The 26501-nt window shown below is 71.4% G+C and carries 24 protein-coding genes; 11 read left to right on the top strand and 13 right to left on the bottom strand.

The genetic code is table 11. From position 1 onward, the window contains the following. Window positions 1-27: 27 nt before the first annotated feature. Genes ACZ64A_RS35625 through ACZ64A_RS35605 form a run of 5 tightly spaced genes read right to left on the bottom strand, consistent with a single transcriptional unit; the run spans window position 28 to window position 5753 of the window. Entirely contained in the window at window positions 28-828 is an 801-nt protein-coding gene (locus tag ACZ64A_RS35625; protein WP_469816080.1) for an ABC transporter permease, read from the bottom strand. Further along, on the bottom strand, window positions 829-1758 hold the full coding sequence (locus ACZ64A_RS35620) for an ABC transporter permease (protein WP_469816079.1): 930 nt from the start codon (window positions 1756-1758) through the stop codon (window positions 829-831). Further along, window positions 1758-2906: an ABC transporter ATP-binding protein gene (locus ACZ64A_RS35615; protein WP_469816078.1), complete on the bottom strand. Its 1149-nt coding sequence runs from the start codon at window positions 2904-2906 to the stop codon at window positions 1758-1760. Before ACZ64A_RS35615 ends, ACZ64A_RS35620 begins: the two co-directional genes overlap by 1 nt. 5 nt (window positions 2907-2911) lie before the next feature. Then, window positions 2912-4159 carry a polyamine ABC transporter substrate-binding protein gene (locus ACZ64A_RS35610; RefSeq protein ID WP_469816077.1) on the bottom strand — a complete coding sequence of 416 codons (1248 nt, stop codon included), beginning with the start codon at window positions 4157-4159 and terminating at the stop codon, window positions 2912-2914. 52 nt (window positions 4160-4211) lie between these two features. Beyond that, window positions 4212-5753 (bottom strand): gamma-aminobutyraldehyde dehydrogenase, encoded by a 1542-nt coding sequence (locus ACZ64A_RS35605; protein WP_469816076.1) that lies wholly within the window; start codon window positions 5751-5753, stop codon window positions 4212-4214. A gap of 278 nt (window positions 5754-6031) precedes the next feature. Here ACZ64A_RS35605 and ACZ64A_RS35600 point away from each other — a divergent pair, with 278 nt between their 5' ends. Beyond that, a complete protein-coding gene (locus tag ACZ64A_RS35600) occupies window positions 6032-6592 on the top strand; it encodes an NADAR family protein (protein WP_469816075.1) in 561 nt (186 codons plus the stop codon). A 153-nt stretch (window positions 6593-6745) separates the two neighbouring features. On the opposite strand, the gene ACZ64A_RS35595 is transcribed toward ACZ64A_RS35600, so the two are convergent. Continuing rightward, window positions 6746-7711 (bottom strand): DUF4190 domain-containing protein, encoded by a 966-nt coding sequence (locus tag ACZ64A_RS35595; RefSeq protein WP_469816074.1) that lies wholly within the window; start codon window positions 7709-7711, stop codon window positions 6746-6748. A 285-nt stretch (window positions 7712-7996) separates the two neighbouring features. Between ACZ64A_RS35595 and ACZ64A_RS35590 the strand changes: the two genes are divergently transcribed. The 3 genes from ACZ64A_RS35590 (at window position 7997) to ACZ64A_RS35580 (ending at window position 10658) form a co-directional block, all read left to right on the top strand. Then, window positions 7997-9064, top strand: a complete 1068-nt coding sequence (locus ACZ64A_RS35590; RefSeq protein WP_469816073.1) for an adenosine deaminase — start codon at window positions 7997-7999, stop codon at window positions 9062-9064. A gap of 34 nt (window positions 9065-9098) precedes the next feature. Then, window positions 9099-9782 (top strand): glycerophosphodiester phosphodiesterase, encoded by a 684-nt coding sequence (locus ACZ64A_RS35585; protein ID WP_469816072.1) that lies wholly within the window; start codon window positions 9099-9101, stop codon window positions 9780-9782. A 90-nt stretch (window positions 9783-9872) separates the two neighbouring features. Next, complete coding sequence (locus ACZ64A_RS35580) at window positions 9873-10658, top strand: alpha/beta fold hydrolase (protein WP_469816071.1); 786 nt, start codon at window positions 9873-9875, stop codon at window positions 10656-10658. 125 nt (window positions 10659-10783) lie between these two features. On the opposite strand, the gene ACZ64A_RS35575 is transcribed toward ACZ64A_RS35580, so the two are convergent. The 3 genes from ACZ64A_RS35575 to ACZ64A_RS35565 all read right to left on the bottom strand — a co-directional run bounded on the left by ACZ64A_RS35575 (window position 10784) and on the right by ACZ64A_RS35565 (window position 14235). Then, window positions 10784-11392, bottom strand: a complete 609-nt coding sequence (locus ACZ64A_RS35575; protein ID WP_469816070.1) for an HXXEE domain-containing protein — start codon at window positions 11390-11392, stop codon at window positions 10784-10786. Window positions 11393-11405: 13 nt separating this feature from the next. Next, window positions 11406-12590: an extracellular solute-binding protein gene (locus ACZ64A_RS35570; protein WP_469816069.1), complete on the bottom strand. Its 1185-nt coding sequence runs from the start codon at window positions 12588-12590 to the stop codon at window positions 11406-11408. Between the two features lie 205 nt (window positions 12591-12795). Then, on the bottom strand, window positions 12796-14235 hold the full coding sequence (locus ACZ64A_RS35565; protein ID WP_469816068.1) for a gamma-aminobutyraldehyde dehydrogenase: 1440 nt from the start codon (window positions 14233-14235) through the stop codon (window positions 12796-12798). Between the two features lie 167 nt (window positions 14236-14402). Between ACZ64A_RS35565 and ACZ64A_RS35560 the strand changes: the two genes are divergently transcribed. The 7 genes from ACZ64A_RS35560 to ACZ64A_RS35530 all read left to right on the top strand — a co-directional run bounded on the left by ACZ64A_RS35560 (window position 14403) and on the right by ACZ64A_RS35530 (window position 21264). Further along, window positions 14403-14954 (top strand): Lrp/AsnC family transcriptional regulator, encoded by a 552-nt coding sequence (locus ACZ64A_RS35560; RefSeq protein WP_469816120.1) that lies wholly within the window; start codon window positions 14403-14405, stop codon window positions 14952-14954. A 2-nt stretch (window positions 14955-14956) separates the two neighbouring features. Further along, entirely contained in the window at window positions 14957-16321 is a 1365-nt protein-coding gene (locus ACZ64A_RS35555; protein WP_469816067.1) for an aspartate aminotransferase family protein, read from the top strand. Between the two features lie 302 nt (window positions 16322-16623). Beyond that, window positions 16624-17364, top strand: a complete 741-nt coding sequence (locus tag ACZ64A_RS35550) for an ABC transporter ATP-binding protein (protein WP_469816066.1) — start codon at window positions 16624-16626, stop codon at window positions 17362-17364. Continuing rightward, on the top strand, window positions 17346-18719 hold the full coding sequence (locus ACZ64A_RS35545) for a hypothetical protein (RefSeq protein ID WP_469816065.1): 1374 nt from the start codon (window positions 17346-17348) through the stop codon (window positions 18717-18719). Before ACZ64A_RS35550 ends, ACZ64A_RS35545 begins: the two co-directional genes overlap by 19 nt. A gap of 99 nt (window positions 18720-18818) precedes the next feature. Next, complete coding sequence (locus tag ACZ64A_RS35540) at window positions 18819-19226, top strand: VOC family protein (protein WP_469816064.1); 408 nt, start codon at window positions 18819-18821, stop codon at window positions 19224-19226. A gap of 42 nt (window positions 19227-19268) precedes the next feature. After that, window positions 19269-20393 (top strand): LOG family protein, encoded by a 1125-nt coding sequence (locus ACZ64A_RS35535; protein WP_469816063.1) that lies wholly within the window; start codon window positions 19269-19271, stop codon window positions 20391-20393. A gap of 172 nt (window positions 20394-20565) precedes the next feature. Continuing rightward, window positions 20566-21264, top strand: coding sequence for an LAETG motif-containing sortase-dependent surface protein (locus ACZ64A_RS35530; protein WP_469816062.1), 699 nt, complete (start codon window positions 20566-20568; stop codon window positions 21262-21264). A 71-nt stretch (window positions 21265-21335) separates the two neighbouring features. Here ACZ64A_RS35530 and ACZ64A_RS35525 read toward each other — a convergent pair whose 3' ends face one another. The 4 genes from ACZ64A_RS35525 to rlmN all read right to left on the bottom strand — a co-directional run bounded on the left by ACZ64A_RS35525 (window position 21336) and on the right by rlmN (window position 26407). Beyond that, window positions 21336-22355, bottom strand: coding sequence for an ABC transporter ATP-binding protein (locus tag ACZ64A_RS35525; RefSeq protein ID WP_469816061.1), 1020 nt, complete (start codon window positions 22353-22355; stop codon window positions 21336-21338). Beyond that, window positions 22356-23957, bottom strand: coding sequence for an ABC transporter permease (locus tag ACZ64A_RS35520; RefSeq protein WP_469816060.1), 1602 nt, complete (start codon window positions 23955-23957; stop codon window positions 22356-22358). 44 nt (window positions 23958-24001) lie between these two features. Continuing rightward, window positions 24002-25093 carry a thiamine ABC transporter substrate-binding protein gene (locus tag ACZ64A_RS35515; RefSeq protein ID WP_469816059.1) on the bottom strand — a complete coding sequence of 364 codons (1092 nt, stop codon included), beginning with the start codon at window positions 25091-25093 and terminating at the stop codon, window positions 24002-24004. Between the two features lie 207 nt (window positions 25094-25300). Beyond that, window positions 25301-26407 carry a dual-specificity RNA methyltransferase RlmN gene (gene rlmN, locus ACZ64A_RS35510; protein ID WP_469816058.1) on the bottom strand — a complete coding sequence of 369 codons (1107 nt, stop codon included), beginning with the start codon at window positions 26405-26407 and terminating at the stop codon, window positions 25301-25303. Between the last annotated feature and the right edge of the window lie 94 nt (window positions 26408-26501).

Raw genomic sequence — 26501 nt, 5'->3', positions numbered from 1 at the left:
TCCCTACCGGGGTGTGCGAGAAGAGGCTTACGCCTTCTGCTTGCTGCGGCGATTGCCGATCAGCATGGAGGTCAGCACCAGCAGCACGGCGACCAGGAACATGGCCGTACCGATGACGTTGATCTGGACGGGCGTGCCGCGCTGCGCCGAACCCCACACGAACATGGGGAAGGTGACCGTCGAGCCCGCGTTGAAATTGGTGATGATGAAATCGTCGAAGGAGAGCGCGAAGGCGAGCAGCGCGCCCGCGGCGATTCCGGGGGCCGCGATGGGCAGGGTGACCCGCAGGAACGTCTGCACCGGTCCGGCGTAGAGGTCCTGCGCGGCCTGCTCCAGACGCGGGTCCATCGACATCACGCGCGCCTTGACCGCGGTGACGACGAAGCTCAGGCAGAACATGATGTGCGCGATCAGGATCGTCCAGAAGCCGAGCGGCGCGCCCATGTTGAGGAACAGGGTGAGCAGCGAGGCCGCCATGACGACCTCGGGCATCGCCATCGGCAGGAAGATCAGCGAGTTGACCACGCCCCGGGCGCGGAAGCGGTAGCGCACCAGCGCGAAGGCGATCATCGTGCCGAGCAGAGTGGCGCCGATGGTCGCCCACACGGCGATCTGCAGGCTGATGCCGAGCGAGCCGCACATGTCGGCGACGCCGCACGGGTCCTTCCAGGCGTCCGTGGAGAACTGCTGCCACTCGTAGTTGAAGCGGCCCTTCGGTTTGTTGAAGGAGAACACCGTGACGACGATGTTCGGCAGCAGCAGATAGGCGAGCGTGAAAAGGCCCGCGATGACGACGAGTTTCTTCTTGAACCAGGTGACGAAGGGCATTTAGACCAGATCCTCCGTCCCGGACCTGCGGATGTAGAAGGTGACCATGAGAAGGATCGCCGCCATGAGGATGAAGGACAGCGCGGCGGCCGTCGGATAGTCCAGGATCCGCAGGAACTGCGTCTGGATGACGTTGCCGATCATGCGGGTGTCGGTGGAGCCGAGCAGTTCGGCGTTGACGTAGTCGCCGGCCGCCGGAATGAAGGTGAGCAGGGTGCCGGAGACGACGCCCGGCATCGACAGCGGGAAGGTCACCTTGCGGAAGGTGGTCCACGGCCGCGCGTAAAGGTCGCCGGCCGCCTCGTGCAGCCGCCCGTCGATGCGCTCCAGGGACGTGTACAGCGGCAGGATCATGAACGGCAGGAAGTTGTACGTCAGACCGCACACCACCGCCAGCGGGGTGGCGAGCACCCGGTCACCGGCCGTCCAGCCGAGCCAGTTGGTGACGTCCAGGACGTGCAGCGTGTTCAGGGCGCCGACGACCGGCCCGCCGTCGGCCAGGATCGTCTTCCAGGCGAGGGTGCGGATCAGGAAGCTGGTGAAGAACGGCGCGATCACCAGGATCATGACCAGGTTCTTCCAGCGTCCCGCGCGGAAGGCGATCAGATACGCCAGCGGGTAGCCGAGCAGCAGGCACAGCACGGTCGCGGCGGCCGCGTAGGCGACCGAGCGCAGGAACTGCGGCCAGTACTCGGCCAGCGCGTCCCAGTAGGTGGCGAAGTGCCAGGTGACCTTGTAGCCGGTCTCCAGGGAGCCCGTCTGCACGGACGTGGAGCCCTGGTAGATCATCGGCAGCGCGAAGAAGACGATCAGCCAGAGCAGACCGGGCAGCAGTAGCCAGTACGGCGTGAGCCGGCCCCGCTTGCGCGGCGGCTTCTTCTCCGGGGCGGTCGGGGTGAGCGGCGGGGGCGCCTCGGTGAGCGTCGACATCAGGCCGCCGCCTCTTCCTCGGTGCCCGCGTCGATGTCCTGCGTGGCGTCAAGACCGAAGGTGTGCGCGGGGCTCCAGTGCAGGACGACATCGGCGCCGGGGACCAGCCGGCCGTCGCGCTCGACGTTCTGCGCGTACACCGCCAGCTCGTCGCAGACCGGGCTGTCGATGACGTACTGCGTGGAGACGCCGATGAAACTGGCGTCGGCGATCCTGCCGGTGACGCGGTTGCGGCCCTCGGGGATCGAGCCCGCGTCGTCGGCGTGCGTGAGCGCGATCTTCTCCGGGCGGATGCCGACCAGCACCTTGCCGCCGGCGGTGGCGGGCGCGGAACATCGCGCCTGCGGCAGCACCAGCTTGCCGCCGCCCGCCTTCAGGACGATGTCGTCGCCGCTCTTGGTGTCGACCTCGGCCTCGATCAGGTTGGAGGTGCCGAGGAAGTTCGCGACGAACGTGGTCTGCGGGTTCTCGTACAGGTCGGTGGGCGCGCCGAGCTGCTCGACGCGGCCGGCGTTCATCACGGCGACCGTGTCGGCCATGGTCATGGCCTCCTCCTGGTCGTGCGTGACGTGCACGAAGGTGATGCCGACCTCCGTCTGGATGCGCTTGAGCTCCAACTGCATCTGGCGGCGCAGCTTCAGGTCGAGCGCGCCGAGCGGCTCGTCGAGGAGCAGCACCTTCGGGTGGTTGATCAGTGCGCGGGCGACCGCGACGCGCTGCTGCTGGCCGCCGGAGAGCTGGTGCGGCTTCTTGCGTGCCTGCTCGCCGAGCTGGACCAGCTCCAGCATGTCCTCGACCTGCTTCTTCACGCTCTTGATGCCGCGCCGGCGCAGACCGAAGGCGACGTTCTCGAAGATGTCGAGGTGCGGGAAGAGGGCGTAGGACTGGAAGACGGTGTTCACGGGCCGCTTGTAGGGCGGCAGGCGGGTCACGTCCTGGTCGCCGAGGTGGACGGTGCCCGTGGTGGGCTCCTCCAGGCCGGCGATCATGCGCAGGGTGGTGGTCTTGCCGCAGCCGGAGGCGCCGAGCAGGGCGAAGAAGGAGCCCTGCGGCACGGTCAGGTCGAGCGGCTGGACGGCGGTGAAGCCGTTGTCGTAGGTCTTGCTGATCCCGGAGAGGCGGACGTCGCCGCTGTTGTCTGTCGTCATGATCGTCACGCCCCAGTGAGCTTCGCGAATTTCTGTTCGTAGGCGGTCTCTTCCTTCTGCGTCAGCGAGCGGAAGGGATGAGACCTCGCCTGCATGGCCTTGTCGGGGATGATCAGCGGGTTGTTCGCCGCATCCTTGTCGATCTTCGCAAGCTCGGCCTTCACGCCCTCGACCGGACAGACGTAGTTGATGTAGGCGGCGAGCTCGGCGGCCGGCTGAGGCTCGTAGTAGTAGTCGATGAGCCGTTCGGCGTTGGTCTTGTGACGCGCCTTGTTCGGGATCAGCATCACATCGGTCGAGGTGATGTACCCGCTGTCCGGGATGACGAAGTCGACGTCCGGGCTGTCCGCCTTCAGCTGTACGACGTCACCGGCCCAGGCCAGACAGGCGGCGAGGTCGCCCTTGGTGAGGTCGGAGGTGTAGTCGTTGCCGGTGAAGCGGCGGATCTGGCCGCTGTCCACGCCCTTCTGCAGCCGGGCGATCGCCGCGTCGAAGTCGTCGTCGGTGAACTTCGCCGGGTCCTTGCCCATGTCCAGCAGCGTCATGCCGATGCTGTCGCGCATCTCGGTGAGGAAGCCGACACGGCCCTTGAGCTTGCGGTTGTCGAGCAGGTCGGAGACCGACTTCACCTCGACGCCGCCGAGCGCCTTCTTGTTGTAGGCGATGACGGTGGAGATGCCCTGCCAGGGGTAGGAGTACGCCCGCCCCGGGTCCCAGTCGGGATTGCGGAACTGCTGCGAGAGGTTGGCGTAGGCGTGCGGCAGGTGCGCCGGGTCCAGTTTCTGCACCCAGCCCAGACGGATCAGCCGGGCGGCCATCCAGTCGGTGAGGACCATCAGGTCGCGGCCGGTGTCCTGGCCCGCGGCGAGCTGCGGCTGGATCTTGCCGAAGAACTCGTTGTTGTCGTTGATGTCCTCGGTGTAGCGGACCGAGATGCCGGTGCGCCGGGTGAACTGGTCGAGCGTCGGGTGGTGCTTGCCCGAGGCGTCGACGTCCATGTACTCGGTCCAGTTGGAGAAGTTGACGGTCTTCTCCTGGGCCGAGTGGTCCTCGGCGGACGTGCCGCCCGCCGTCTTGCCGGCCGCGGGGATCCCGCAGGCGCTCAGCGCCCCGAGTCCGCCGACCGCGAGCGCGCCGCCCGCGGAGGCGCGCAGCAGCGAACGGCGGGTCAGGGCGGCCCGGCCGTTGGCGAAACTGCGCCGCATGGCGGCCGCTTGGGCCGGGGTCGGGCGGTCGGGCTCGTACTGCTCCATGCGCGTGGTTGCCCTTTCGGGAGGGTGGGCCGCGCTCAGCGGCCCGCTGTGGCTATCGGTCCCCGAAGATCGTGCGGTGCCAGTCCTTCCTGACGACCGCCGTGTTGTCGAACATGACGTGCTTGATCTGCGTGTACTCCTCGAACGAGTACGATGACATGTCCTTGCCGAAGCCGGACGCCTTGTAGCCGCCGTGGGGCATCTCGCTGATGATCGGGATGTGGTCGTTGATCCACACGCATCCCGCCTTGATCTCGCGTGTCGCCCGGTTCGCCCGGTACACGTCCCGGCTCCACGCGGAGGCGGCGAGGCCGTAGGGGGTGTCGTTGGCCAGCCGGATGCCTTCATCGTCGCTGTCGAACGGCAGGACGACCAACACGGGACCGAAGATCTCCGCCTGGACGATCTCGCTGTCCTGCGGTGCGTCGGCGACCAGGGTGGGCCGGTAGTACGCGCCCTTGGCCAGCTCTCCCCCGGGTGCCTCACCGCCGGTGACCACGCGCGCGTAGGCACGCGCCCGGTCGACGAAGCCGGCCACGCGGTCGCGCTGGGCGTGCGAGATCAGCGGTCCGAGGTCGGTGCCGCGGGCGAAGGGATCGCCGAGGCGCACCGTCTCCATCAGCGCGGCGGTGCGGGCGACGAACTCCTCGTACAGCGGGCGCTGCACGTACGCGCGCGTGGCGGCCGTGCAGTCCTGCCCGGTGTTGATGAGCGCTCCGGCGACCGCGCCGTTGACGGCCGCGTCCAGGTCGGCGTCGTCGAAGACCAGGAAGGGGGCCTTGCCGCCGAGTTCCAGGTGCAGGCGCTTGACGGTGGCGGTGGCGATCTCGGCGACCCGCTTGCCGACGGCGGTGGAGCCGGTGAAGGAGGTCATCGCCACGTCCGGGTGTCCCACCAGGCGCTCACCGGCCTCCTTGCCGGTACCGGTGACGACGTTGATCACGCCGTCGGGGATGCCGGCCGCGGTGGCGGCCTCGGCGAACAGCAGCGAGGTCAGCGGGGTCAGCTCGGCGGGCTTCAGCACGATGGTGTTGCCCGCGGCGATCGCCGGGAGGATCTTCCAGGCGGCCATCTGGAGCGGGTAGTTCCACGGCGCGATCGACCCGACGACACCGATCGGCTCACGGCGGACGTACGACGTGTGGTCGCCGGAGTACTCACCGGCCGACTGGCCCTGGAGGTGCCGGGCGGCACCGGCGAAGAAGGCGGCGTTGTCCACCGTCCCCGGCACGTCGAACTCACGGCTGAGCTTGAGCGGCTTGCCGCACTGCCGGGATTCCGCGCGGGCGAAGTCCTCCGCCCGTTCGGCGAGGACCGCGGCGAAGCGGTGCAGGGCGTCGGACCGCTCCCCGGGGGTGGCGCCGGCCCAGCCGGGGAAGGCCGCGCGGGCGGCGGCCACGGCCGCGTCGACGTCGTCGGCTCCGGCCAGCTCGTAGGTGAAGACGTCCTCGCCGGTCGCCGGGTCGACGACCGCGTGGGTACGGCCCGAGGTGCCCCGGGTGAGTCGTCCCGCGATGTACTGCGCGCCGTCCGCGAAACGTTCCTGCGCGGGGAATTCCGCGGACCTCTCCGGGGTGCTGCCCGGGTTGTGCATGTCGCTCTCCTCCGCCGTCGTCCCCTTGTCCCGCGAGGGGTGGGTGGCTGTGCCGTGAGGGGGTGGGTGGCTGTCCCGTGGGGGTGGGTGGCTGTCCCGTGGGGGTGGGTGGCGCAGCTCCAGCTCGATTTGAGTGCCGATCCTGACAGAGGCCCGGGAGGTGGACAAGGGATTCCGTTGTTGCCTTTCGGTTACGCGACGGAATCGGTCGACCAGGTGTCGAGTGATACCGGAAAAGGACGGACGCAGTGTCAGTGGCGCGTGCCAGACTCCCGTGCATGACGAAGATCGATTCTCGGGAGGCCCTGGTCAGGGCGGTCCACGCGGGGGCGAGGATCAAGTACCTCTGCTTCTGGGGACACCGGCCGCGGCCCGACGGCCGCGTGGGCGCGAGCTGTCTGAGCCAGTGGTGGCCCTCACCGTTCGTGATCGACGGCGTGCGGTACGCCACGGCCGAGCACTGGATGATGGCCGGCAAAGCGCGGCTGTTCGGCGACGCGGAGGCGGAGCGGCGGGTTCTGGCCGCCGGTCATCCGTCCGAGGCGAAGAAGGCGGGGCGCCTGGTGCGGGACTTCGACGAAGCGGTCTGGGAGCGCGAACGGTTCCGGATCGTCGTCGAGGGCAGCGTGCACAAGTTCTCGTCCGACCCGGGGCTGCGGCGGTTCCTGCTGGACACCGGGGACCGGGTGCTGGTCGAGGCCAGCCCGGTCGACCGCGTCTGGGGCATCGGCCTCGCGGCGGACGACGAGGCGGCGACGGACCCGGAGCGGTGGCGGGGGCCGAACCTGCTGGGCTTCGCGCTGATGGAGGCGCGGGAGCGGCTGGGGCGGACCGGCTGAGGGGGTGGCCGAGGGCCCGGTCGAGGGGGTGGCCGGGGGCTTGGTCGGGAGGGCTGCCTGCGGCCCGGTCGAGGGGGCTGCCTGCGGCCCGGTCGAGGGGGCTGCCTGCTGCTCGGTCGAGGGGTGGGGCGGCGGCGCGGGCCGTCGTCGGCGTCAGCGGGCGAAGATCACCAGCATCAGGAAGCCGACACCGAGGGCCATGCCGGTGGCTCCGCAGATGATGCCGGCCAGGGACTGACCGGGGTTGGTGGCCTCGCCCCGCTTGGCCTTGGTGCGGCCGATCGCGCCGAAGATCACGCCGAGGGCGCCCGCGATGATGGCCAGCGGCCACGCGCAGAAGATGACCGCGCTGATGATGCCGAGCACCAGCCCCGCCGTCCCCATGCCGTTGCTGGGCAGGGGCTGCGTGCCGGGCCAGCCGTAGTAGCCGACCGGGTATCCCTGGGCCTGGGGGCCGTGGGCGCCGCCGGGGCCGGCCGCCCCGGGGTAACCGTACGTGCCGGGATAACCGTAGGCCGTCCGGCCGGGACCGTCCGGCGCGATGGGCGGCGGCGGCACCGGCTCCCCGTGCCCCGAGGACACGCCCGGGGACGCGAAGGGACCGGCACCGCCGACCTGGCCCGGCTGCGGCGGGGCGAACGGGTTGGCGCCGCCGGGCTGACCGGACGACGGCGGGGCGAACGGGTTGGCGCCGCCGGGCTGACCGGACGACGGCGGGGCGAACGGACCGGCGCCGCCCGGGTGGTCGGACCGCGGCGGGGCGAAGGGGTTCGGCTCCGGCCAGGAGTACGGCTGCTGGGCGTCCGCGCCCTCCGGGACGGAGACGAACGTCTGCTGGTCGTGCAGCGGCGACGGGGCAACCGGACCCGAGGACGCGACCGTGTGTCCGGAACCGTCCGCCGCGCCCGGAGCGGCCCACGGCGCGGGTCCGCCACCGGCACCGTGAGCACCGCCGGCACCCGGCGCCTCGGAGCCGCCGGCGGCGGGCGCACCCCCGGTCGCCGGGCCCTTGCCGAGCGACACCTTCGGGCTCTCCCCCGCGCCGGGCCGCTCCGCGGTCCCGTTCTCCGGTGCCCCGGTCGCCTCCGGTATCCCCGGCGTCCCCGTCTCGTCGGCCATGCGCGAATCCCCCTCTGCGAACGTCCCGCCATGCTACGGCCCGACCACACGCCCCTCCTCGGCCCCCCTGGGCCGCCCAAGAGGCCGTTCGTCCGCCCCGACCGGCCAGGTCGGCTCCTCTCCCTCTCCCCGGGCCGCCGTAAGCCGCCCCCGTCCCCCATCCCGCCGTCCCCCGTCAGCCGTCCCCCACCCCCGGCCTACGATGAGCCCGCACCACCGATCAGCCGATCACCGCGTCCCGGCACCGGCACCACCGGCCGGAGGCGCCGTCCCGGGGAGGACCCCTTGACCGAGCACTTCGACGCAGCAGCCGCGCCCGTCCCGGGCGATCTGCACGCCTTCATCGCCGGACTGCCCAAGGCCGAACTGCACGTGCACCACGTCGGCTCGGCCTCCCCCCGGATCGTCTCCGAACTGGCCGCCCGCCACCCCGACTCCAAGGTGCCGGCCGATCCCGAGGCGCTGGCCGACTACTTCACCTTTACGGACTTCGCCCACTTCATCGAGGTCTACCTCTCCGTCGTCGACCTGATCCGCACCCCGGAGGACGTCCGCCTGCTCACCTACGAGGTGGCCCGCGACCTGGCCCGTCAGCAGGTGCGCTACGCCGAGCTGACCATCACCCCGTACTCCTCCGTGCGCCGCGGGATCGACGAGCGGGCGTTCATGGCGGCGATCGAGGACGCCCGCAAGGCGGCCGAGGCCGAGTTCGGCACGGTGCTGCGCTGGTGCTTCGACATCCCCGGCGAGGCGGGCCTGGAGTCCGCCGAGGTGACGGCCCGGCTCGCCACGGATGACGCGGTACGCCCCGAGGGGCTGGTCTCCTTCGGCCTCGGCGGGCCGGAGATCGGTGTGCCGCGCCCCCAGTTCAAGCCGTACTTCGACCGGGCGATCGCGGCCGGCCTGCACTCGGTGCCGCACGCCGGCGAGACCACCGGCCCGCAGACCGTGTGGGACGCGCTGACGTACCTGGGCGCCGAGCGGATCGGGCACGGCACGAGTTCCGCGCAGGACGCCAAGCTCCTCGCGCACCTCGCCGAGCACCGCATCCCGCTGGAGGTGTGCCCGACGTCGAACATCGCCACGCGCGCGGTGACCACGCTCGACGAGCACCCGATCAAGCAGTTCGTGCAGGCGGGCGTCCTGGTGACGATCAACTCGGACGACCCGCCGATGTTCGGCACCGACCTGAACAACGAGTACGCGGTCGCCGCCCGGCTGCTGGACCTCGACGAGCGGGGCCTGGCCGAGCTGGCGAAGAACGCCGTCGACGCCTCCTTCCTGGACGGCGCCGGAAAGACCCGTGTCCGCGAGGAGATCGACGCCTACACCGCGCGGTGGCTCGCCGCCTGACACGCGGGGGCCGGCTGCCGTCACAATGACCCGCATGCAGACCCTGACGGCCGTGGCGCACCGCGGCGACCCGTACCGCGTCCGGGAGAACACCATCGCCTCCCTGCGTTCCGCGCTCGCCGCGGGCGCGGACGCCGTGGAGATCGACGTACGGCTCACCCGGGACGGCGTCCCCGTGCTCCTGCACGACGCGACGCTGAAGCGACTGTGGGAACAGGACCGGCCGTTGCCCGGCCTCTCCCTGGCCGAGGTGGAGGGGCTGACCGGCGGCGGGGTGCCGACGCTCGCGGCGGCGCTGGCGGCGGTGGACGGCAACCGGGTGATGGTCGACCTGCCCGGCACGCCGGACGTGCGGGCGGCGCGCCGGGTCGTGGACGTGGTCCGGGAGGCGGGAGCACAGGACCGCGTGTACTACTGCGCCGACGCCCACGCCATGCTGGCGGTGCGTGCCGCGGACCCGTCCGCGGAGATCGCGCTCACCTGGACGAGCCTCGCGCCGCCGCGGCCCGCGCTGCTGGAGGCGGTGCGGCCGCGCTGGCTCAACTACCGCTTCTCGCTGGTGGACCGCGCCCTGGCCGAGCGCGTCCACCACGACGGCTGTCTGCTGTCCGTCTGGACCCCCGACACCCGCCGCGCCATGCGCCGGCTGATCGACGCGGGCGTCGACTCGATCACCACCAACCGCATCGACGTCCTCACCGCCCTGCGGAAGGACTAGGGGGTGCGGACACCGGGGCGCCTCGAACGACCGGACCTAGCATGGAGCTGAGGGCCGGCGGCATGGCGGGCGGCCTGGAGGCGATGCGTCATGAGCGTGGACTGGCAGCTCAGGCAATCAGGGCCGGCCGACGGCCGCGAAACCGTGCTGCTGCTCCCGGGCGGCATGTGCGGCGCGGGATCGTACGCGGAGGTGATGGCGCAGCCCGGCCTCGCGCACCTGCGGCTGGTCGCCGCGACGCTGCCCGGTCAGGTGGGCGCACCCCCGCCGGAGGACTACAGCGTCGAGGGGTATGCCCGGCTCACGGCCCGTCTCGCCGACGAGATCGGCGCGGATGTCGTCGTCGGATTCAGCATGGGGGCCGTGGTCGCGCTGGAGATGATCGTCTCCGGGGCGTTCAAGGGGCCGGCCGTACTGCTGGGCGTCAGCATCTCTCCGAAGGACGAGCCGGCGTTCTTCCACGCCCTGGTGCGGGCGGGCGGTGTGCTGGGCGGATTTCCGGTCAGGCTGCTGGCCAAGATGGCGGCGGCCATGGTCGGCCGGACCGGGCTGCCCGCCGAACGCCGGGCGGAACTGCGAGCGGACTTCGCCAGGAACGTGCCGCGGCATGTGCAGCCCGGTCTGCGCGCGTACCTGGGGTGGCTCGAACGGCACGGACAGCGCACTGAGCGGCTGTGCGCGACGGGCGTCCCGACCTGGGTCGTCCACGCCGAGCGGGGCGACGGCGGTCTCACCGAACAGGAGCGGCGCGTGCTCGAGGCGTGCCCGCACACGCAGGTGGTGACCATCCCCGGCACGGTGTTCTTCCTGCCGAACGAGGTCCCCGACCGGATCGCCGCCCTCATCCTCGAGGCGACGGCCCGCGTCCGCCGTTGACGCGGCTCCGAAGGACGACGACCCGGACCGGCTCGCCGGGCGGACCGTGACGGCAGCGATCAAGCGGCCCCCGCCCCGCGGCGGTCCACCGTGCCGCGCCGCCGGGCGGACCATGGCGGCGGCGCTCAAGCGGCCGCCGTGGCCCGAAGTCTCCCGGCGCCACGGCCGACGCCACGCCCGGCGCCACGCCCGACTGCCCACCGCGTCCCCCACCGCGCCGCCGCGTGCGCCGCCGCCGTGACGGCGCCGGCCGTCGCCAGGCCGGCAGCGACATCGCGGGGGCGGCCAGGGCGCAGTACGCCGGCGCGGCGCAGGCGACCGCGGGCCCACAGGGTGAACGGCACGACGACGAACGGGGAGGTCGCGACTCCGGGGGTGTAGCCGCGTACGGCTGCGGCCTGCGCCAGGTGGACGACGCCGTGCAGGCCGAAGCCGTTCAGCGTGGCCTGGTAGAAGACCGACCGGCCGCCGCTGACGTGTCCGGCGGCGGCCGCGGCGGCGACGAACGCGCCGACGACCGCGACGGCCAGGGGGAACTCCCGCCCGTCGACGGCCTCCATCTCGCGCCACGCCCGCTCGGGCACCGCCGGGAACCGCTCGCGCAGCCGGGGCAGGCTGCGCCGGACCCAGCGCGGGCCGGCCGCCAGTTCCTCGAGGTCGTGGAGCGACCAGGCGGCGAGCAGCCCGAAGGTCACCCGTGCGGGCAGATTTTCACCACTCGATGAATTATCCACGCCGGTGATTCTGCTACAGCCCGGCGATCTTGTTCCAGCGCTTCGCGAAATCCACCCGCTCCTCGGCCGTGATGTCGCGGGCGATCGCGAGCCGGCGGCGCATGCCCGCGTCCGGGAAGATCAGCGGGTTCTCCGCCAGGGCCGCGGTGTCCTTGTCGTCGGAGTCGGCGAGGACCTGCTGGGCCGCCGGGACCGGGCAGACGTAGTTGACCCAGGCGGCCAGCTCGGCGGCGACCTCGGGCCGGTAGTAGTAGTCGATCAGCCGCTCGGCGTTGGCCTTGTGCCCGGCGAGGTTCGGCACCATGAGCGACTCCGCCCACAGCTCCGCGCCCTCCTCCGGTACGACGAACTCGATGTCGGGGTTGTCCGCGCGCAGCTGGATCACATCGCCGGAGTAGGCCTGGCAGGCCAGGACGTCACCGCTGACCAGGTCCTTGGTGTAGTCGTTGCCCGTGAAGCGGCGGATCTGGCCGCGCCGCACCTGGGCCTGGACCTGGTCGCAGACCCGGTGGAAGTCGTCGGCCGTCCACCGGGTGATGTCGACGCCGTTGCCCAGCATCAGCAGCGCGAAGGACTCGTCCAGGCCGGAGAGCAGGGTGACCCGGCCGCGCAGGTCGTCGGCCCACAGATCGGAGACGTGCCGTATCTCGCGGCCGAGCTTGCGGCGGTTGTAGGCGATGCCGGTGATGCCCGACTGCCACGGCACGGTGAACCTGCGGCCCGGGTCGAAGGCCGGCGAGCGCAGCAGCGGGTCGAGGTACCGGGCGACGTTCGGCTGCCGGGCGCGGTCCTGCTGCTGCACCCAGCCCAGCCGGACGAACCGCGCGCACATCCAGTCACTGATGACGATGAGGTCCCGGCCGGTGGTCTGGTGGTTCATCAGCGCCGGGCTGATCTTGCCGAAGAACTCGTCGTTGTCGTTGATCTCCTCGACGTAGTCGACGGCGATCCCGCTCTGCTTCTCGAACGCCTCCAGCGTGGGCCGCCGGCTGGGGTGGTCGTCGTCGGTGTCGATGTACAGCGGCCAGTTCGCCCAGGTCAGCCGTCGGTCGCGGGCCGAGTCGTCGGCTGCGGCGCGGTCGCCGGGCTGGACGTAGGCCGCCGGCACGCCGCAGCCGGCCAGCGCGCCGAGCGCGGCGGTGCCGCCGAGGGTGCGCAGCAGGGAACGGCGGGAGACGGTCTGGTGTGGGAGGGCCATGACCGCAGCTTGCCGCCCGGTGACACGCGTGATCAATTGACGCCCCGTCGAGCGAAACGACCCCTGCCGGACACATTGCCGATGACGGCACCGCCGTCGCCGGCCGCGGCGCCGGACACACCGCGGCCCCGGACGGTCCGTCCTCCGTCCGGGGCCGCGAGCCGTGGGTGAGGCCGTGGGCCTCAGCGCACCCGCAGGGGTGGTGTCACGCGTCCAGGGACGTCATGACGTGCTTGATGCGGGTGTAGTCCTCGAAGCCGTACGCCGACAGGTCCTTGCCGTAGCCGGACTTCTTGAAGCCGCCGTGGGGCATCTCGGCGACCAGCGGGATGTGGGTGTTGATCCACACACAGCCGAAGTCGAGCTTCTTGGACATCCGCATGGCGCGGCCGTGGTCCTTGGTCCACACCGAGGAGGCCAGCGCGTACTCCACGCCGTTGGCCCACTCGACGGCCTGGTCCTCGTCCGCGAAGGACTGGACGGTGATGACCGGGCCGAAGACCTCGTTCTGGACGATCTCGTCGTCCTGCTTGAGGCCGGAGACGACGGTCGGGGCGAAGAAGTAGCCCTGGTCGCCGACGCGCTTGCCGCCGGCCTCCACGCGCGCGTGGGCGGGCAGCCGCTCGATGAAGCCCTCGACCTGCTTGAGCTGGTTGGGGTTGTTCAGCGGGCCGAAGAGCACGTCCTCGTCGTCCGGCTGACCGGTCTTGGTCTCGGACGCGGCCTTGGCGAGCGCGGAGACGAACTCGTCGTGGATCGACTCGTGCACCAGCACGCGCGTGGCGGCCGTACAGTCCTGGCCGGCGTTGAAGAAGCCCGCCACGGTGATGTCCTCGACGGCCTTGGCGATGTCGGTGTCCTCGAAGACGACGACCGGGGCCTTGCCACCCAGCTCCAGGTGGACGCGCTTGACGTCCTTGGCGGCGGACTCGGCCACCGACATGCCCGCGCGCACAGAACCGGTGATGGAGGCCATCGCCGGGGTCGGGTGCTCGACCATCGCGCGGCCGGTCTCGCGGTCACCGCAGATGACGTTGAAGACACCCGTGGGCAGGATCTCGCCGAGGATCTCGGCGATCAGCACGGTGGAGGCCGGGGTGGTGTCCGACGGCTTCAGCACGACGGTGTTGCCGGCGGCGATCGCCGGGGCGAACTTCCACACGGCCATCATCATCGGGTAGTTCCACGGCGCGACCTGCGCGCAGACGCCGACCGGCTCACGGCGGATGATCGAGGTCATCCCCTCCATGTACTCGCCGGCCGAGCGGCCCTCCAGCAGTCGCGCCGCACCCGCGAAGAAGCGGATCTGGTCGACCATCGGGGGGATCTCCTCGGTGCGGACCAGCCCGGTGGGCTTGCCCGTGTTCTCCACCTCGGCCTTGATGAGGTCCTCGGCGCGCTCCTCGAACGCGTCCGCGATCTTCAGCAGGGCCTTCTGGCGCTCCGCCGGGGTGGTGTCGCGCCAGGCCGGGAAGGCGCGCGCGGCGGCCTCCATGGCGGCGTCGACGTCCGCCTGGCCGGACAGCGGCGCGGTGGCGTACGCCTCGCCCGTCGCGGGGTTGACCACCTCCGTGGTCCGTCCGTCGGCGGCGTCCCGGAACTCACCGTCGATGTAGTTGCGCAGACGACGCAGCTCGGTGCTCACTGCCGGCCCTCCAAGGTTGGGTGTGTCCAATCGCTGAGATGCCCAGACTAATCGCTGAGCCCACGTTTTCAACACCCCTGATCCCCTCACTTCTGCGAAATCCGTCGGTTGCCGTCTCGCAAACAACGAATTTCATCGATCCGGGCTTGCGCAACTGTCGAGACGTCGTGCACAGTGAGGTCGTGGCCAGTCGAAGCGCAGACCCCAGGGACGCAAGGGACTCCCGCGAGTCCCTCCGCGACACCCCTCGCGAGTCCAGGAACGGGAGCAACCCCAACCTGGACGCCGTCTCCCTCGCCATCATCCAGCAGCTTCAGGAGGACGGCCGCCGGCCGTACGCCGCGATCGGCAAGGCCGTCGGCCTCTCCGAAGCGGCCGTGCGCCAGCGCGTCCAGAAGCTGCTGGACCAGGGCGTGATGCAGATCGTCGCCGTCACGGACCCGCTCACCGTGGGCTTCCGCCGGCAGGCGATGGTCGGTCTGCACGTCGAGGGCGACGTCGAGGCGGTGGCCGACGCGCTGACCGCCATGTCGGAAGTCGAGTACGTGGTGATGACCGCGGGCTCGTTCGACATCCTCGCGGAGATCGTCTGCGAGGACGACGACCACCTGCTGGACGTCATCAACAAACGCATCCGGGCCCTGCCCGGCGTGCGCTCCACCGAGAGCTTCGTCTACCTCAAGCTCAAGAAGCAGACCTACATGTGGGGAACCCGATAACCGTGAGCACAAAGGACCTCAGCAAGTCCGCGTACGACCACCTGTGGATGCACTTCACCCGCATGTCCTCGTACGAGAACTCCCCCGTCCCGACGATCGTCCGGGGCGAGGGCACCTACATCTACGACGACAAGGGCAAGCGCTACCTCGACGGTCTCGCCGGCCTGTTCGTGGTCCAGGCCGGTCACGGCCGCACGGAACTCGCCGAGACCGCCGCCAAGCAGGCCCAGGAGCTCGCCTTCTTCCCGGTGTGGTCCTACGCCCACCCCAAGGCCGTCGAGCTGGCCGAGCGGCTGGCCAACGAGGCCCCGGGCGACCTGAACAAGGTCTTCTTCACCACCGGTGGCGGCGAGGCCGTCGAGACCGCCTGGAAGCTCGCCAAGCAGTACTTCAAGCTGACCGGCAAGCCCACCAAGTACAAGGTCATCTCCCGCGCGGTCGCTTACCACGGCACCCCGCAGGGCGCCCTGTCCATCACCGGCCTGCCGGGCCTGAAGGCCCCCTTCGAGCCGCTGGTGCCGGGCGCGCACAAGGTGCCGAACACCAACATCTACCGCGCGCCGCTCTTCGGCGACGACCCCGAGGCCTTCGGCCGCTGGGCCGCCGACCAGATCGAGCAGCAGATCCTCTTCGAGGGCCCCGAGACCGTCGCCGCGGTCTTCCTGGAGCCGGTGCAGAACGCCGGTGGCTGCTTCCCGCCGCCCCCCGGCTACTTCCAGCGCGTGCGCGAGATCTGCGACCAGTACGACGTGCTGCTCGTGTCGGACGAGGTCATCTGCGCCTTCGGCCGCCTCGGCACGACGTTCGCCTGCGACAAGTTCGGCTACGTCCCGGACATGATCACCTGCGCCAAGGGCATGACCTCGGGTTACTCCCCGATCGGCGCGTGCATCGTCTCCGACCGGCTCGCCGAGCCGTTCTACAAGGGCGACAACACCTTCCTGCACGGCTACACCTTCGGCGGCCACCCGGTCTCCGCGGCCGTGGGCCTCGCCAACCTCGACATCTTCGACAAGGAGAAGCTCAACCAGCACGTGCTGGACAACGAGGGCAACTTCCTGTCGACGCTGCAGAAGCTGCACGACCTGCCGATCGTCGGCGACGTCCGCGGCAACGGCTTCTTCTACGGCATCGAGCTGGTGAAGGACAAGGCCACCAAGGAGTCCTTCAACGACGAGGAGACCGAGCGCGTCCTGTACGGCTTCCTCTCCAAGGCGCTGTTCGACAACGGCCTGTACTGCCGTGCCGACGACCGTGGCGACCCGGTCATCCAGCTCGCCCCGCCGCTGATCTCCAACCAGGAGACGTTCGACGAGATCGAGCAGATCCTGCGCGCGACGCTCACGGAGGCGTGGACGAAGCTCTGAGCCCCGTCCGGGCGGCCCCGGCCGCCCCGACGGCTCCGGCAACCGTCCCGACGGCCCTCACCGTCGAGACGGTCACGGATCCTCCGACGGCGCTGATCGGTCCTCCTGCCGATCTGCCTTCTGGATGATCATCCCGGCCCCGGTGCCCCCCGTTCGAGTGAGAAACGGGGGCCCGGGGCCGCGTGCTGTCCGGGCTCCCGGCCTCGCCTGCCTAGCGTGCCAGTGACCGATCGGCCCTGCCTTCGTTCCCCCGCACGGGGGAATGGCACGGGAACTACGGATCTGACACGAGGTGTACGCCCATGGAGGCCCCGCCGGACAACGACGTGCTCTGGGCACGCTCCCTGCACTTCACGCACAGCGACGGCTCCCCCGCGCTCCAAGGGGTCTCGCTCGGCGTGCGCGAGGGCGAGATCCTCGCCGTCGGCGGCCCGCGCGGCAGCGGCAAGACGACGCTGCTGCGCTGCCTGTCCGGCCTCGCCCCGGCCCAGCGCGGCGAGGTGTGGTTCAACAGCGTCCCGCTGCACACCATGGGCCCGGTCACGCGCGAGCGCCTGCGCCGCGACCGCTTCGGCTGGATCGACCCCGCCCCGCTGCTGGTCCCCGAGCTGAACCTGTGGGAGAACGCCGCCCTGCCGCTGATGCTGCGCGGCGTCAGCCGGCGCCGCGCCAAGGTCGCCGCCACCGAGTGGCTGGAACGCGTCGACATCGGAGACAAGGCCCGCCGCCGTCCGCACGAGCTGACCCAGGCCGAGCGGCAGCGCGCCTGCATCGCCCGCGCCCTCGCCCCGGCGCCCGCCGTCCTCTTCGCCGACGAGCCCACCGCGCCGCTGCACCGCGCCGACCGCGCCCATGTCCTGCGCACCCTCACCACCGCCGCCCGCTCGCACGGCATCACCGTGGTGCTGGCCACCACCGACCCGGAGACCGCCGCGCTCGCCGACCGCACGGTGTCGCTGCTCGACGGGCGCCGCGTGAAGACGGTGCACCTCCCGCCGGTCACCGAGACGGAAGGCCGGACCGCGTGGTCGCTCTCCGTCTGACCCGCGGCGCCCACCCCGCCGTCCAGCTGCGCCGCCTGCTGGTGGCCACGGCGTCGGCGGGCACCGGCTTCCTGCTCCTGTGCACCCTCGGCTACGCGCTCGGCCACCCCGGCGCCTCGCCGGGGTCCCTGCTGCTGCGCCTGGCGTGGTGTGTCGTACCGCTGGCCGCCACGGTGTGGTTCGCGCTGGCGGTCGCCCGCACCGACCCCTCGACCAGGCCCCGCCCCGGCCTGTCCGCCGTGGGCCTGGGGCCCGCCCGCCTGATGGCGATCGCGGCCCTGACGACGGCGCTGTCCACCGTGCTCGGGTCGGTGCTGGCCCTGCTGTTCTTCCTGGAGCTGCGCGGCGGCCTCACCGGCACACCGTTCGACGGCGCGGCCTCCCAGTTCCTCGCGGCGGACCAGCCGCTTCCGGTCCCGGCGGCGCTCACCCTGCTCGCCGTCCTCCCGGTCACGGCCTCGGCCCTGGTCGCCCTGGCCCTGCGCCCTCGCGAACCCCGCCCCCGGACCGCCTCGCACACGTACGGCCGCTTCGGCGCGTACAGCGCGGCCGCGGTCCGCGAGACCTTCGGGGCGTACGGCCGCTTCGGCGCACGCCTGCGGGGCGGCGAAGCCGTGAGCCGGCCCCGGCCCGCCGAGGGCGCCGCGGCGCAGGCGGACACGGACGTCCTCACACGCCCGCCCGGCGACGCCCCCGGCCCCGAGGAGACCCCGGCCGAGAACACCCACCCTGCTCCTGCCGCCGAGCCCCACCCCACCGCCCTGCTCCCCTGGGGTGTCACCCTCCTCGCCGCCGGCCTGGCCACCGAGGCCTACGCCACCCGCACCACCGACCCGGCCACCCTGCCCATGCCCGGCGGCCTGACCACCGGACCCGTCGCCGTCCTCCTCGGCTGGCTGCTCACCGCCGTCGGCCTGGCCCTCGCCGGGCCCGGCCTCACCCACCTGACCGGCCGTCTGCTGCAGGCCGTCCGCCCGGGCGCCCTGCGGCTGCTCGCCGGGCGCGTGCTGATGGCGGAGGCCGGCCGCATCGGCCGTCCCCTCGGTGTCGTCTGCGCCGTCGCGTCGGCCGCGTTCGCCACGACCGCCCTGCGCGGCGCCGGCTCCCCCACGCTCGGCCCGCTGACCACGCTCGGCGCCCTCGTCGTCGCCGGCTGCGCGGTCGCGACCCTGGGCACCGCCGCCGTGGAGGCGCGCCAGGCCCGGGCCGACACCACCGCGGCGCTGCTGCGGCTCGGCGCCCCCGCCACGACGCTGCGCTCGGCCGCGGCCCTGCGCGCGGCCGCCCTGCTGGCCGTGTTCGGCCCGCTGACGCTGCTGGTGGCGGAGCTGGCCGCGCTGCCCCTCGCCCGCTGAGGACACCGCGGCGAAGAAAAGTCGCCGGCCACCGATGAGTTCCGCGCGGTACCTCCGTCTACCCCCTCGACAACACCGCGCCACTACGGGAGAGGCCCCATGTACCAGCAGATGATCTTCGTGAACCTGCCCGTGAACGACCTCCAGGCCTCGAAAAAGTTCTTCACCGACCTCGGCTACACGATCAACCCGCAGTTCAGCGACGACAACGCCGCCTCGGTCGTGATCAGCGACACGATCATCGTGATGCTGCTGACGAAGCCCTTCTACGCGACCTTCACCGACAAGGGGATCGCGGACACGAAGACGACCAGCGAGGTGCTGATCTGTCTGAGCGCCGAGAGCCGCGAGAAGGTCGACGAGCTGGTCGACCGTGCGATCGCGCTCGGCGGCGCCGCGACCGGCAAGACGCAGGACATGGGCTTCATGTACGGCCGGGCCTTCGACGACCTCGACGGCCACACCTGGGAGATCACGTGGATGGACCCGGCGGCCGTACAGGGCTGACGGCCGTACAGGGCCGACGGGCGCCGTGCCTAGCATGGGCGGGTGCATTCGACACCCGCCCAGCCGTACGACGGCTCCCGCGACCGTGAGATCGAGTCCCTCGCCCAGTTCGACGAGGTGGTCGCGCGGGACGGCACCCTCGCCGGTTTCCGTGTCCAGGCCGTCGACCTGACGGGCCGTACGGACGCGCTGCTGTCCGTGGACACCGCCGGCGCCGTCTTCCTCGGTTGCCCGATGGCCCCCGAGGCGGCCGCCCGGGTCCGGGCGTCCGACGCCCTGGTCTTCCCGCCCGTGCCCGGCCTGCCCTTCGACCCCTACCGCGGTTTCGTCTACTCCGCCGAGGAACTCTTCGCCGGACTCGACCGCGGCTACGAGGCCACCCCGGACGCCCTCGCCTACGCCTGGTTCCAGCGCACCAGGGCCGACGGCGACATATTCGCCTCCATGCTGCGCTCGATCCACGACGACGCGGTCTCCGACGCCCTCGACGAAGTCCTCGTCGGCGCCCGGGTGGTGGGCGTCATGGGCGGCCACGCGATGGCGCGCGGAAGCCGGGAGTACGCCGGTGCCGCGCGCCTCGGCCGCGCCCTGGCCCGGACCGGCCTCACCGTGGCGACGGGCGGCGGGCCCGGCGCGATGGAGGCGGCGAACCTCGGCGCGTACGCGGCTCCGTTCGACGACGACATGCTGAGCGCGGCCCTCGAACTCCTCGCGCCGGCCCCGTCGTTCAGGCCGTCGGTCACCGACTGGGCGCGGGCGGCGTTCGAGGTGCGCACCCGCTGGCCGCGCGGCGGCACGTCGATCGGCATCCCGACCTGGTTCTACGGCCACGAGCCGCCGAACCCGTTCGCCACGCACATCGCCAAGTACTTCGCCAACGCCACCCGCGAGGACGGTCTGCTGGCCCGCTGCACGGCCGGTGTGGTGTTCCTGCCGGGCGCCGCCGGCACCGTACAGGAGATCTTCGACAACGCGACGCCGAACTACTACGAGTCCCGCGGCGAGGCGACGCCGATGGTGCTGGTGGACCGGGCGCACTGGACGGAGCGGCTGCCGGCGTGGCCGCTGCTGCAGTCGCTCGCCCGGGACCGCTCGATGGAGGGGCGGATCGCGCTGGTCGACCGGATCGAGGAGGCGCCGGAGGCGCTGAAACGTCTCGCCGGTTAATAAGAGGGCAAAGGCAACGCCCTTGGCGGGCATATGCGTTGACACTTCTTATGGAGCACTTATAAACCTGTGAGCCTCATGGGGGCGGTGGTGCCGGGCGGTTGTGTTCGCATCCCCTCGGCGTCCCCTCTCCCTCTCAACCCCCCGCAGTTGCATCCCGTAAAGGACAAACGTGTCCATATCCCGCCGTACTGCCGCCCGTTCCGTGCGCGCCCTCGGGGTCGCCTCCGCCGCGGCGGCGCTCGCGCTCGGTGTCGCCGGCAACGCGCTCGCCTGCAACATCAGCGAATTCTCCGCCAAGGCCTCGTGCGAGGGTGACAAGGGCGTCATCACCGTCACCGACGTCGACGCCTCCGGCACCCCGGCCGTCGTCTCCGTCTTCCTGGAGAACAAGGGCAGCGACGACCACAAGGTCGGCGAGCAGACCGTCACCGGCTCGCCCGAGGGTGTGACCGTCACCTTCGCCGAGGACTGGAAGCCGAACGCCACCTACCGCGTCCACGTCGTGGCCGGCGACGCCAAGCACCCCATCGTGGACGAGGACATCACGCCGAACCTCACCACGCCGGGCACCGCCTGCAAGAAGGACACCCCGTCGACGCCGCCGGCCACGCCGAGCAGCCCGGCGCCCAAGCCGTCGCAGTCCACCCCGGCCGAGGACACGCCGAGCCCGTCGGCCCCCGCGAGCACCACCCCCGCGGGCACCACGAGCAACGCCCCGTCCCCGGCGGCCGGCGACTCCAACCTCGCCGAGACCGGTGCGAACTCCAACACCGGCCTGATCGCCGGTGTCGCGGGCGCCCTGGTCGTCGTCGGCGGCGGCGCCGTCTTCCTCGGCATGCGCCGCCGCGGGGCCAAGAGCAACGGCTGACCCCGCCGCGCGTACGACGGCCCGCCCCCGGGAGACCGGGGGCGGGCCGTTCGCTTGCCGGGCGGCCACGCTCAGCCGAGGACGACGACCTCCGCGCCGTCGAAGGCGACGCCCACCTCGGCGCCGACCTCCGGTGCCTCGCGCAGCGCGCAGGCGGCCTCCAGACGGGGCGCGTCCTCGGGCTGGAGGTGCACGGCGACATGGGTGCCCCGGAAGGTGCGGGCGGTGACGGTGCAGCGCAGGCCCTGCGCCGCCTCGGTCAGCCGGACGCCGGCCGGGCGGACCAGCAGGTCGCGCGGACCCTGCGGGGAGCCGTCGGGCACCGGCAGCTTGCCCCAGGGGGTGTCGGCGGCCTCGCCCACGACGGTCCCCGGCACCACGTTGTCGAAGCCGAGGAAGCGGGCGACGAACGCGTCCGCCGGGTGCTGCCACACCTCCAGCGGCGTGCCGGACTGGGCGATGCGTCCGTCCCGCATCACCACGACCCGGTCGGCGAGCGCGAACGCCTCGCCCTGGTCATGGGTGACGGCGAGCACGGTGGTGCCCAACCGGCCGAACAGCTCCCGCAGTTCGACGACGAGACGTTCGCGCAGCGAGCGGTCGAGCTGACCGAGCGGCTCGTCCAGCATCAGCAGCCGGGGCCGCGGCGCGAGCGCCCGGGCGAGCGCGACCCGCTGCTGCTCACCACCGGACAGGGCGCCCACGGCCCGCCGTCCGGCGCCCGGCAGCCCGACCAGGTCCAGCAACTCCCCGACGCGGTCCCCCTGTTCGCTCTTCCCGGCGCCGCGCATCCGCAGCCCGAAGGCGACGTTTCCGGCCACGTCCCGCTGCGGGAAGAGCTGGTGGTCCTGGAACATCAGGCCCACGCCCCGCTTGTGCGCGGGCACCTTCGCCTGGTCCTGGCCGTCCAGCAGGATCCGGCCCGCGTCCAGTGGCTGGAGTCCGGCGACCGCCCGCAGCAGCGTCGACTTGCCGCTGCCGCTGGGGCCGAGCACGCACACCACCTCGTGCTCGGCGACGTCCAGGTCGACCGCGTCGAGGACGGTCCGCTCGCCGAAGCGGACGGTCGCGGCGTCGAGGCTGAGCAGCATCTAGAACTCCCCCGTCCGGTCGGGCACCCGCAGGCTCTCCAGGACGAGCAGCGCCACGGCGCACACCACCATCAGAATCGTCGACAGGGCCATCGCCTGCCCGTAGTTGAGGTCACCGGGCCGCGCCAGCAGCCGGGCGACGGCCACCGGCAGGGTCGGGGTGTCGGGCCGCGCGATGAACACGGTCGCCCCGAACTCGCCCAGCGAGACGGCGAAGGCGAACCCGGCGGCGATCAGCAGCGCCCGGCGCACCATCGGCAGATCGACCTCCCGCCACACCCGCCACGGCGAGGCGCCGAGCACGGCCGCCGCCTCCCGCAGCCGTCCGTCGACCGCGCGCAGCACCGGCAGCATGGTCCGGATGACGAAGGGGACGCCGACGAGCGCCTGCGCGAGCGGCACCAGGATCCAGGAGCTGCGCAGGTCCAGCGGCGGCTTGTCGAGCGTGATCAGGAAGCCGAAGCCGACGGTCACCGCGGACACGCCGAGCGGCAGCATCAGCAGCGCGTCGAAGCCGCGCACCAGGCGACCGGCGTCCCGGCGGGTCAGCGCTGCGGCGGCGAGCGCGCCGATCAGCAGGGCGATACCGGCGGCGGCAAGGGCGTACTGCAGCGAATTGCCGATGGCCTCGATCGGCGGTACCAGGAAGGTGTTGCCGTCCTGGCTGCTCAGCGCCCGGTAATAGTGCAGGCCGCCGTCCAGGGAGCGCTGCACCAGCACCGCGGGCGGCAGCACCAGCAGCAGCGCGATGGTCAGCAGCACCCCGGCGAGCAGCGCCCACTGCCCGGCGCCGCGCGGCCGGCGGGCCGTCGTCGCCGCGTCCACCAGCTTCAGGGCGCTCTCCCGGCGCCGTACCGTCCGGGCGTGCACGGCGAGGATCGCGCCGACCGCGACGAACTGGAGAATCGTCAGCACGGCGGCCGTGGACAGGTCGAAGACGTCGGCGGTCTGCCGGTAGATCTCCACCTCCAGGGTGGAGAAGCCGGGGCCGCCGAGGATCTGGACGATGCCGAAAGAGGTGAAGCAGAACAGGAACACCATCAGCGCGGCCGCCGCGACCGCCGGCGCGAGCGCGGGCAGGGTGACGGTGCGCCATGCGGTGAAGCGGGACGCGCCGAGCATCCGCGCCGCGTCCTCCTGGCGCGGGTCGAGCTGCGCCCACAGACCGCCGACGGTGCGGACGACGACGGCGTAGTTGAAGAAGACGTGCGCGAGCAGGATCGCCCACACAGTGGTGTCCAGCCGTACACCCCACAGCTGGTCGAGCAGTCCGCCGCGGCCGACCAGCGCCAGGAAGGCGGTGCCGACGACGACGGTCGGCAGCACGAACGGCACCGTCACCACCGCCCGCAGCAGCCGCTTGCCGGGGAAGTCGAAACGGGCGAAGACATAGGCGCCGGGCAGCGCGAGGAGCAGGGTGAGCCCGGCGGAGACCAGCGCCTGCCAGGTGGTGAACCACAGCACGTGCCGGATGTCGGACTGGCCGAGCACATCGGTGAGCCGCCCGAACTGCCAGGCGCCGTCCACCCTGAGCCCGCGGGCGACGATCGCGGCCACGGGGTAGGCGAAGAACACGGCGAAGAACGCGACGGGCAGGGCCATCAGGCCGAGCCGCGCCGCGCTCCCCGCACGGTCCGTGCGACGGGCTACTTCAGTACGAGCGAGGTCCACTGCTTGACCCACTGGTCGCGGTGGTCGGCGATCTTGCCGGGGGCCATGGTCTCGGGGTCCTTGGCCGCGGGGCCGTACTGGGTGAACTCGGCGGGCACCTTGGCGCCGTCGAGGACGGGGTAGACGAACATGTTCAGCGGCATGTCCTGCTGGAACTCCTTGGAGACCAGGAAGTCGATGAACGCCTTGCCGCCCTTGGTGTTCTTCGCGTTGTCGAGCAGCCCGGCGAACTCGATCTGCCGGAAGCAGGTACCGGCCGCGACGCCGGTGGGCGCGGTCTTGGGCTGCGGCTTGGCGAAGACGACCTCGGCGGGCGGGGAGGAGGCGTAGGAGACCACCAGCGGCCGGTCGCCGTGGGCCTTCTTGCCGCCGGAGGAGCCGGAGAACTCCTGGTCGTAGGCCTGCTCCCAGCCGTCGACCACCTTGACGCCGTTGGCCTTGAGCTTCTTCCAGTAGCCCTGCCAGCCGTCGTCCCCGTACTTGGCGGCGGAGCCGAGCAGGAAGCCGAGGCCGGGCGAGGAGGTCGCGGCATTCTCGGTGACGAGCAGGTTCTTGTACTCCGGCTTGACCAGGTCGTCGAAGGACGCCGGCGGGGTCAGCTTGTGGTCGGCGAAGTACTTCTTGTCGTAGTTGACGCAGATATCGCCGAAGTCGACCGGCGTGACCCGGTGCTTGGCCTGGTCCAGCTGGTACTGGGCGCCGATGGAGCCGAGCCCCTTGGCCTGGTACGGCTGGAAGAGGCCGTTGTCCAGGGCGCGGGAGAGCAGGGTGTTGTCGACGCCGAAGAAGACGTCGCCCTGCGGGTTGTCCTTGGTCAGGATGGCCTTGTTGACAGCCTGCCCGGCGTCGCCGCCGGTCAGGACGTTGACCTTGTAACCGGAACTCTTCTCGAAGTCCGCGAGGACGCTCTTCGACACGGCCCACGAGTCATGGCTGACCAGCGTGACGGTCTTGGACTCGGCGGACGACTTCCCGCTGCCGCCGCCCGACGAACCGCACGCGGACAGCGTGACCAGACCGAGGCCGACGACCACGACCGTGGCCTTCTTGGTGATGCTCACTGACATTCCTCCTGGAGGGACCAGGAAGAGACGCGGCCCTGCCCGGGTCGTCCGACGACGACCCGGGCAGGGCGCAACAGCTCGAGTGATGACCGATCTCCCTACCCAGAATGACCTGGGCGAGGTTCGGAGGGTCTGCGGCCCTGTCCGCCGCACTCTCAGCGCTGTGGCGCTCCCCTGTCGGAATATGTAGATGTACTGACGAAAGTCAGATTACCGCTCGGTGGCGGCGAGCTGACCACATGCCCCGTCGATCTCCTGCCCACGGGTGTCCCGGATCGTCACCGGTACACCATGGGCGGCGATGGCCTCGACGAACGCCTTCTCGTCCTCGGGCCGCGAGGCGGTCCACTTCGAGCCCGGGGTCGGGTTGAGCGGGATGAGGTTGACGTGCACGGGCTTGCCCTTGAGCAGCCGCCCGAGCCGGTCGCCCCGCCACGCCTGATCGTTGATGTCCCGGATGAGGGCGTACTCGATGGACAGCCGCCGTCCGCTCTTCTCGACGTACTCGAACCCGGCGTCCAGCACCTCGCGCACCTTCCACCGTGTGTTGACGGGGACGAGGGTGTCGCGCAGCTCGTCGTCGGGGGCGTGCAGCGAGATCGCCAGCCGGCACTTGAAGCCCTCGTCGGCGAACCGGTGGATGGCGGGCACGAGCCCGACCGTCGACACGGTGATGCCGCGCTGCGACAGCCCGAGCCCGTCCGGCGCGGGGTCCGTGAGCGCGCGGATCGCCCCGACCACCCGCTTGTAGTTGGCGAGCGGCTCACCCATGCCCATGAAGACGATGTTGGACAGCCGGGACGCCCCGCCGGGGATCTCCCCGTCCCTGAGCGCCCGCATGCCCTCGACGATCTGGTGCACGATCTCGGCGGTGGACAGATTGCGGTCCAGCCCCGCCTGGCCTGTCGCACAGAACGGGCAGTTCATGCCGCAGCCCGCCTGCGAGCTGATGCACATGGTCACCCGGTCCGGATACCGCATCAGCACGGACTCGACGAGCGTGCCGTCGAAGAGCCGCCACAGCGTCTTGCGCGTCGCCCCCTCGTCGGTCGACAGATGCCGTACGACCGTCATCAGCTCGGGGAACAGCGCCTCCCGCAGCTTGTCCCGCGCACCGGCGGGGATGTCGGTCCACTGCTCCGGCTCGTGCGCGTACCGCGCGAAGTAGTGCTGCGACAGCTGCTTGGCGCGAAACGGCTTCTCCCCGATCTCGGCCACGACCGCCTTGCGCTCGACGGGCGAAAGATCGGCAAGATGCCGCGGCGGCGTCTGCGCTCCGCGCGGCGCGACAAAAGTAAGTTCTCCGGGCTTGGGCATGGTGCTACCAGTGTCGCAGATCGACTTGGGTGGCCCGGATCTGCGCCTTGCCACGACTGTCCTCAGCCGTCGACGCCGGGCGATGTCAGTGCTG

It is taken from the genome of Streptomyces sp. NPDC104814 (assembly GCF_055583185.1).
Note: the sequence above shows the minus strand (reverse complement) of the source record. Positions and strands in the feature narration are given on the sequence as shown.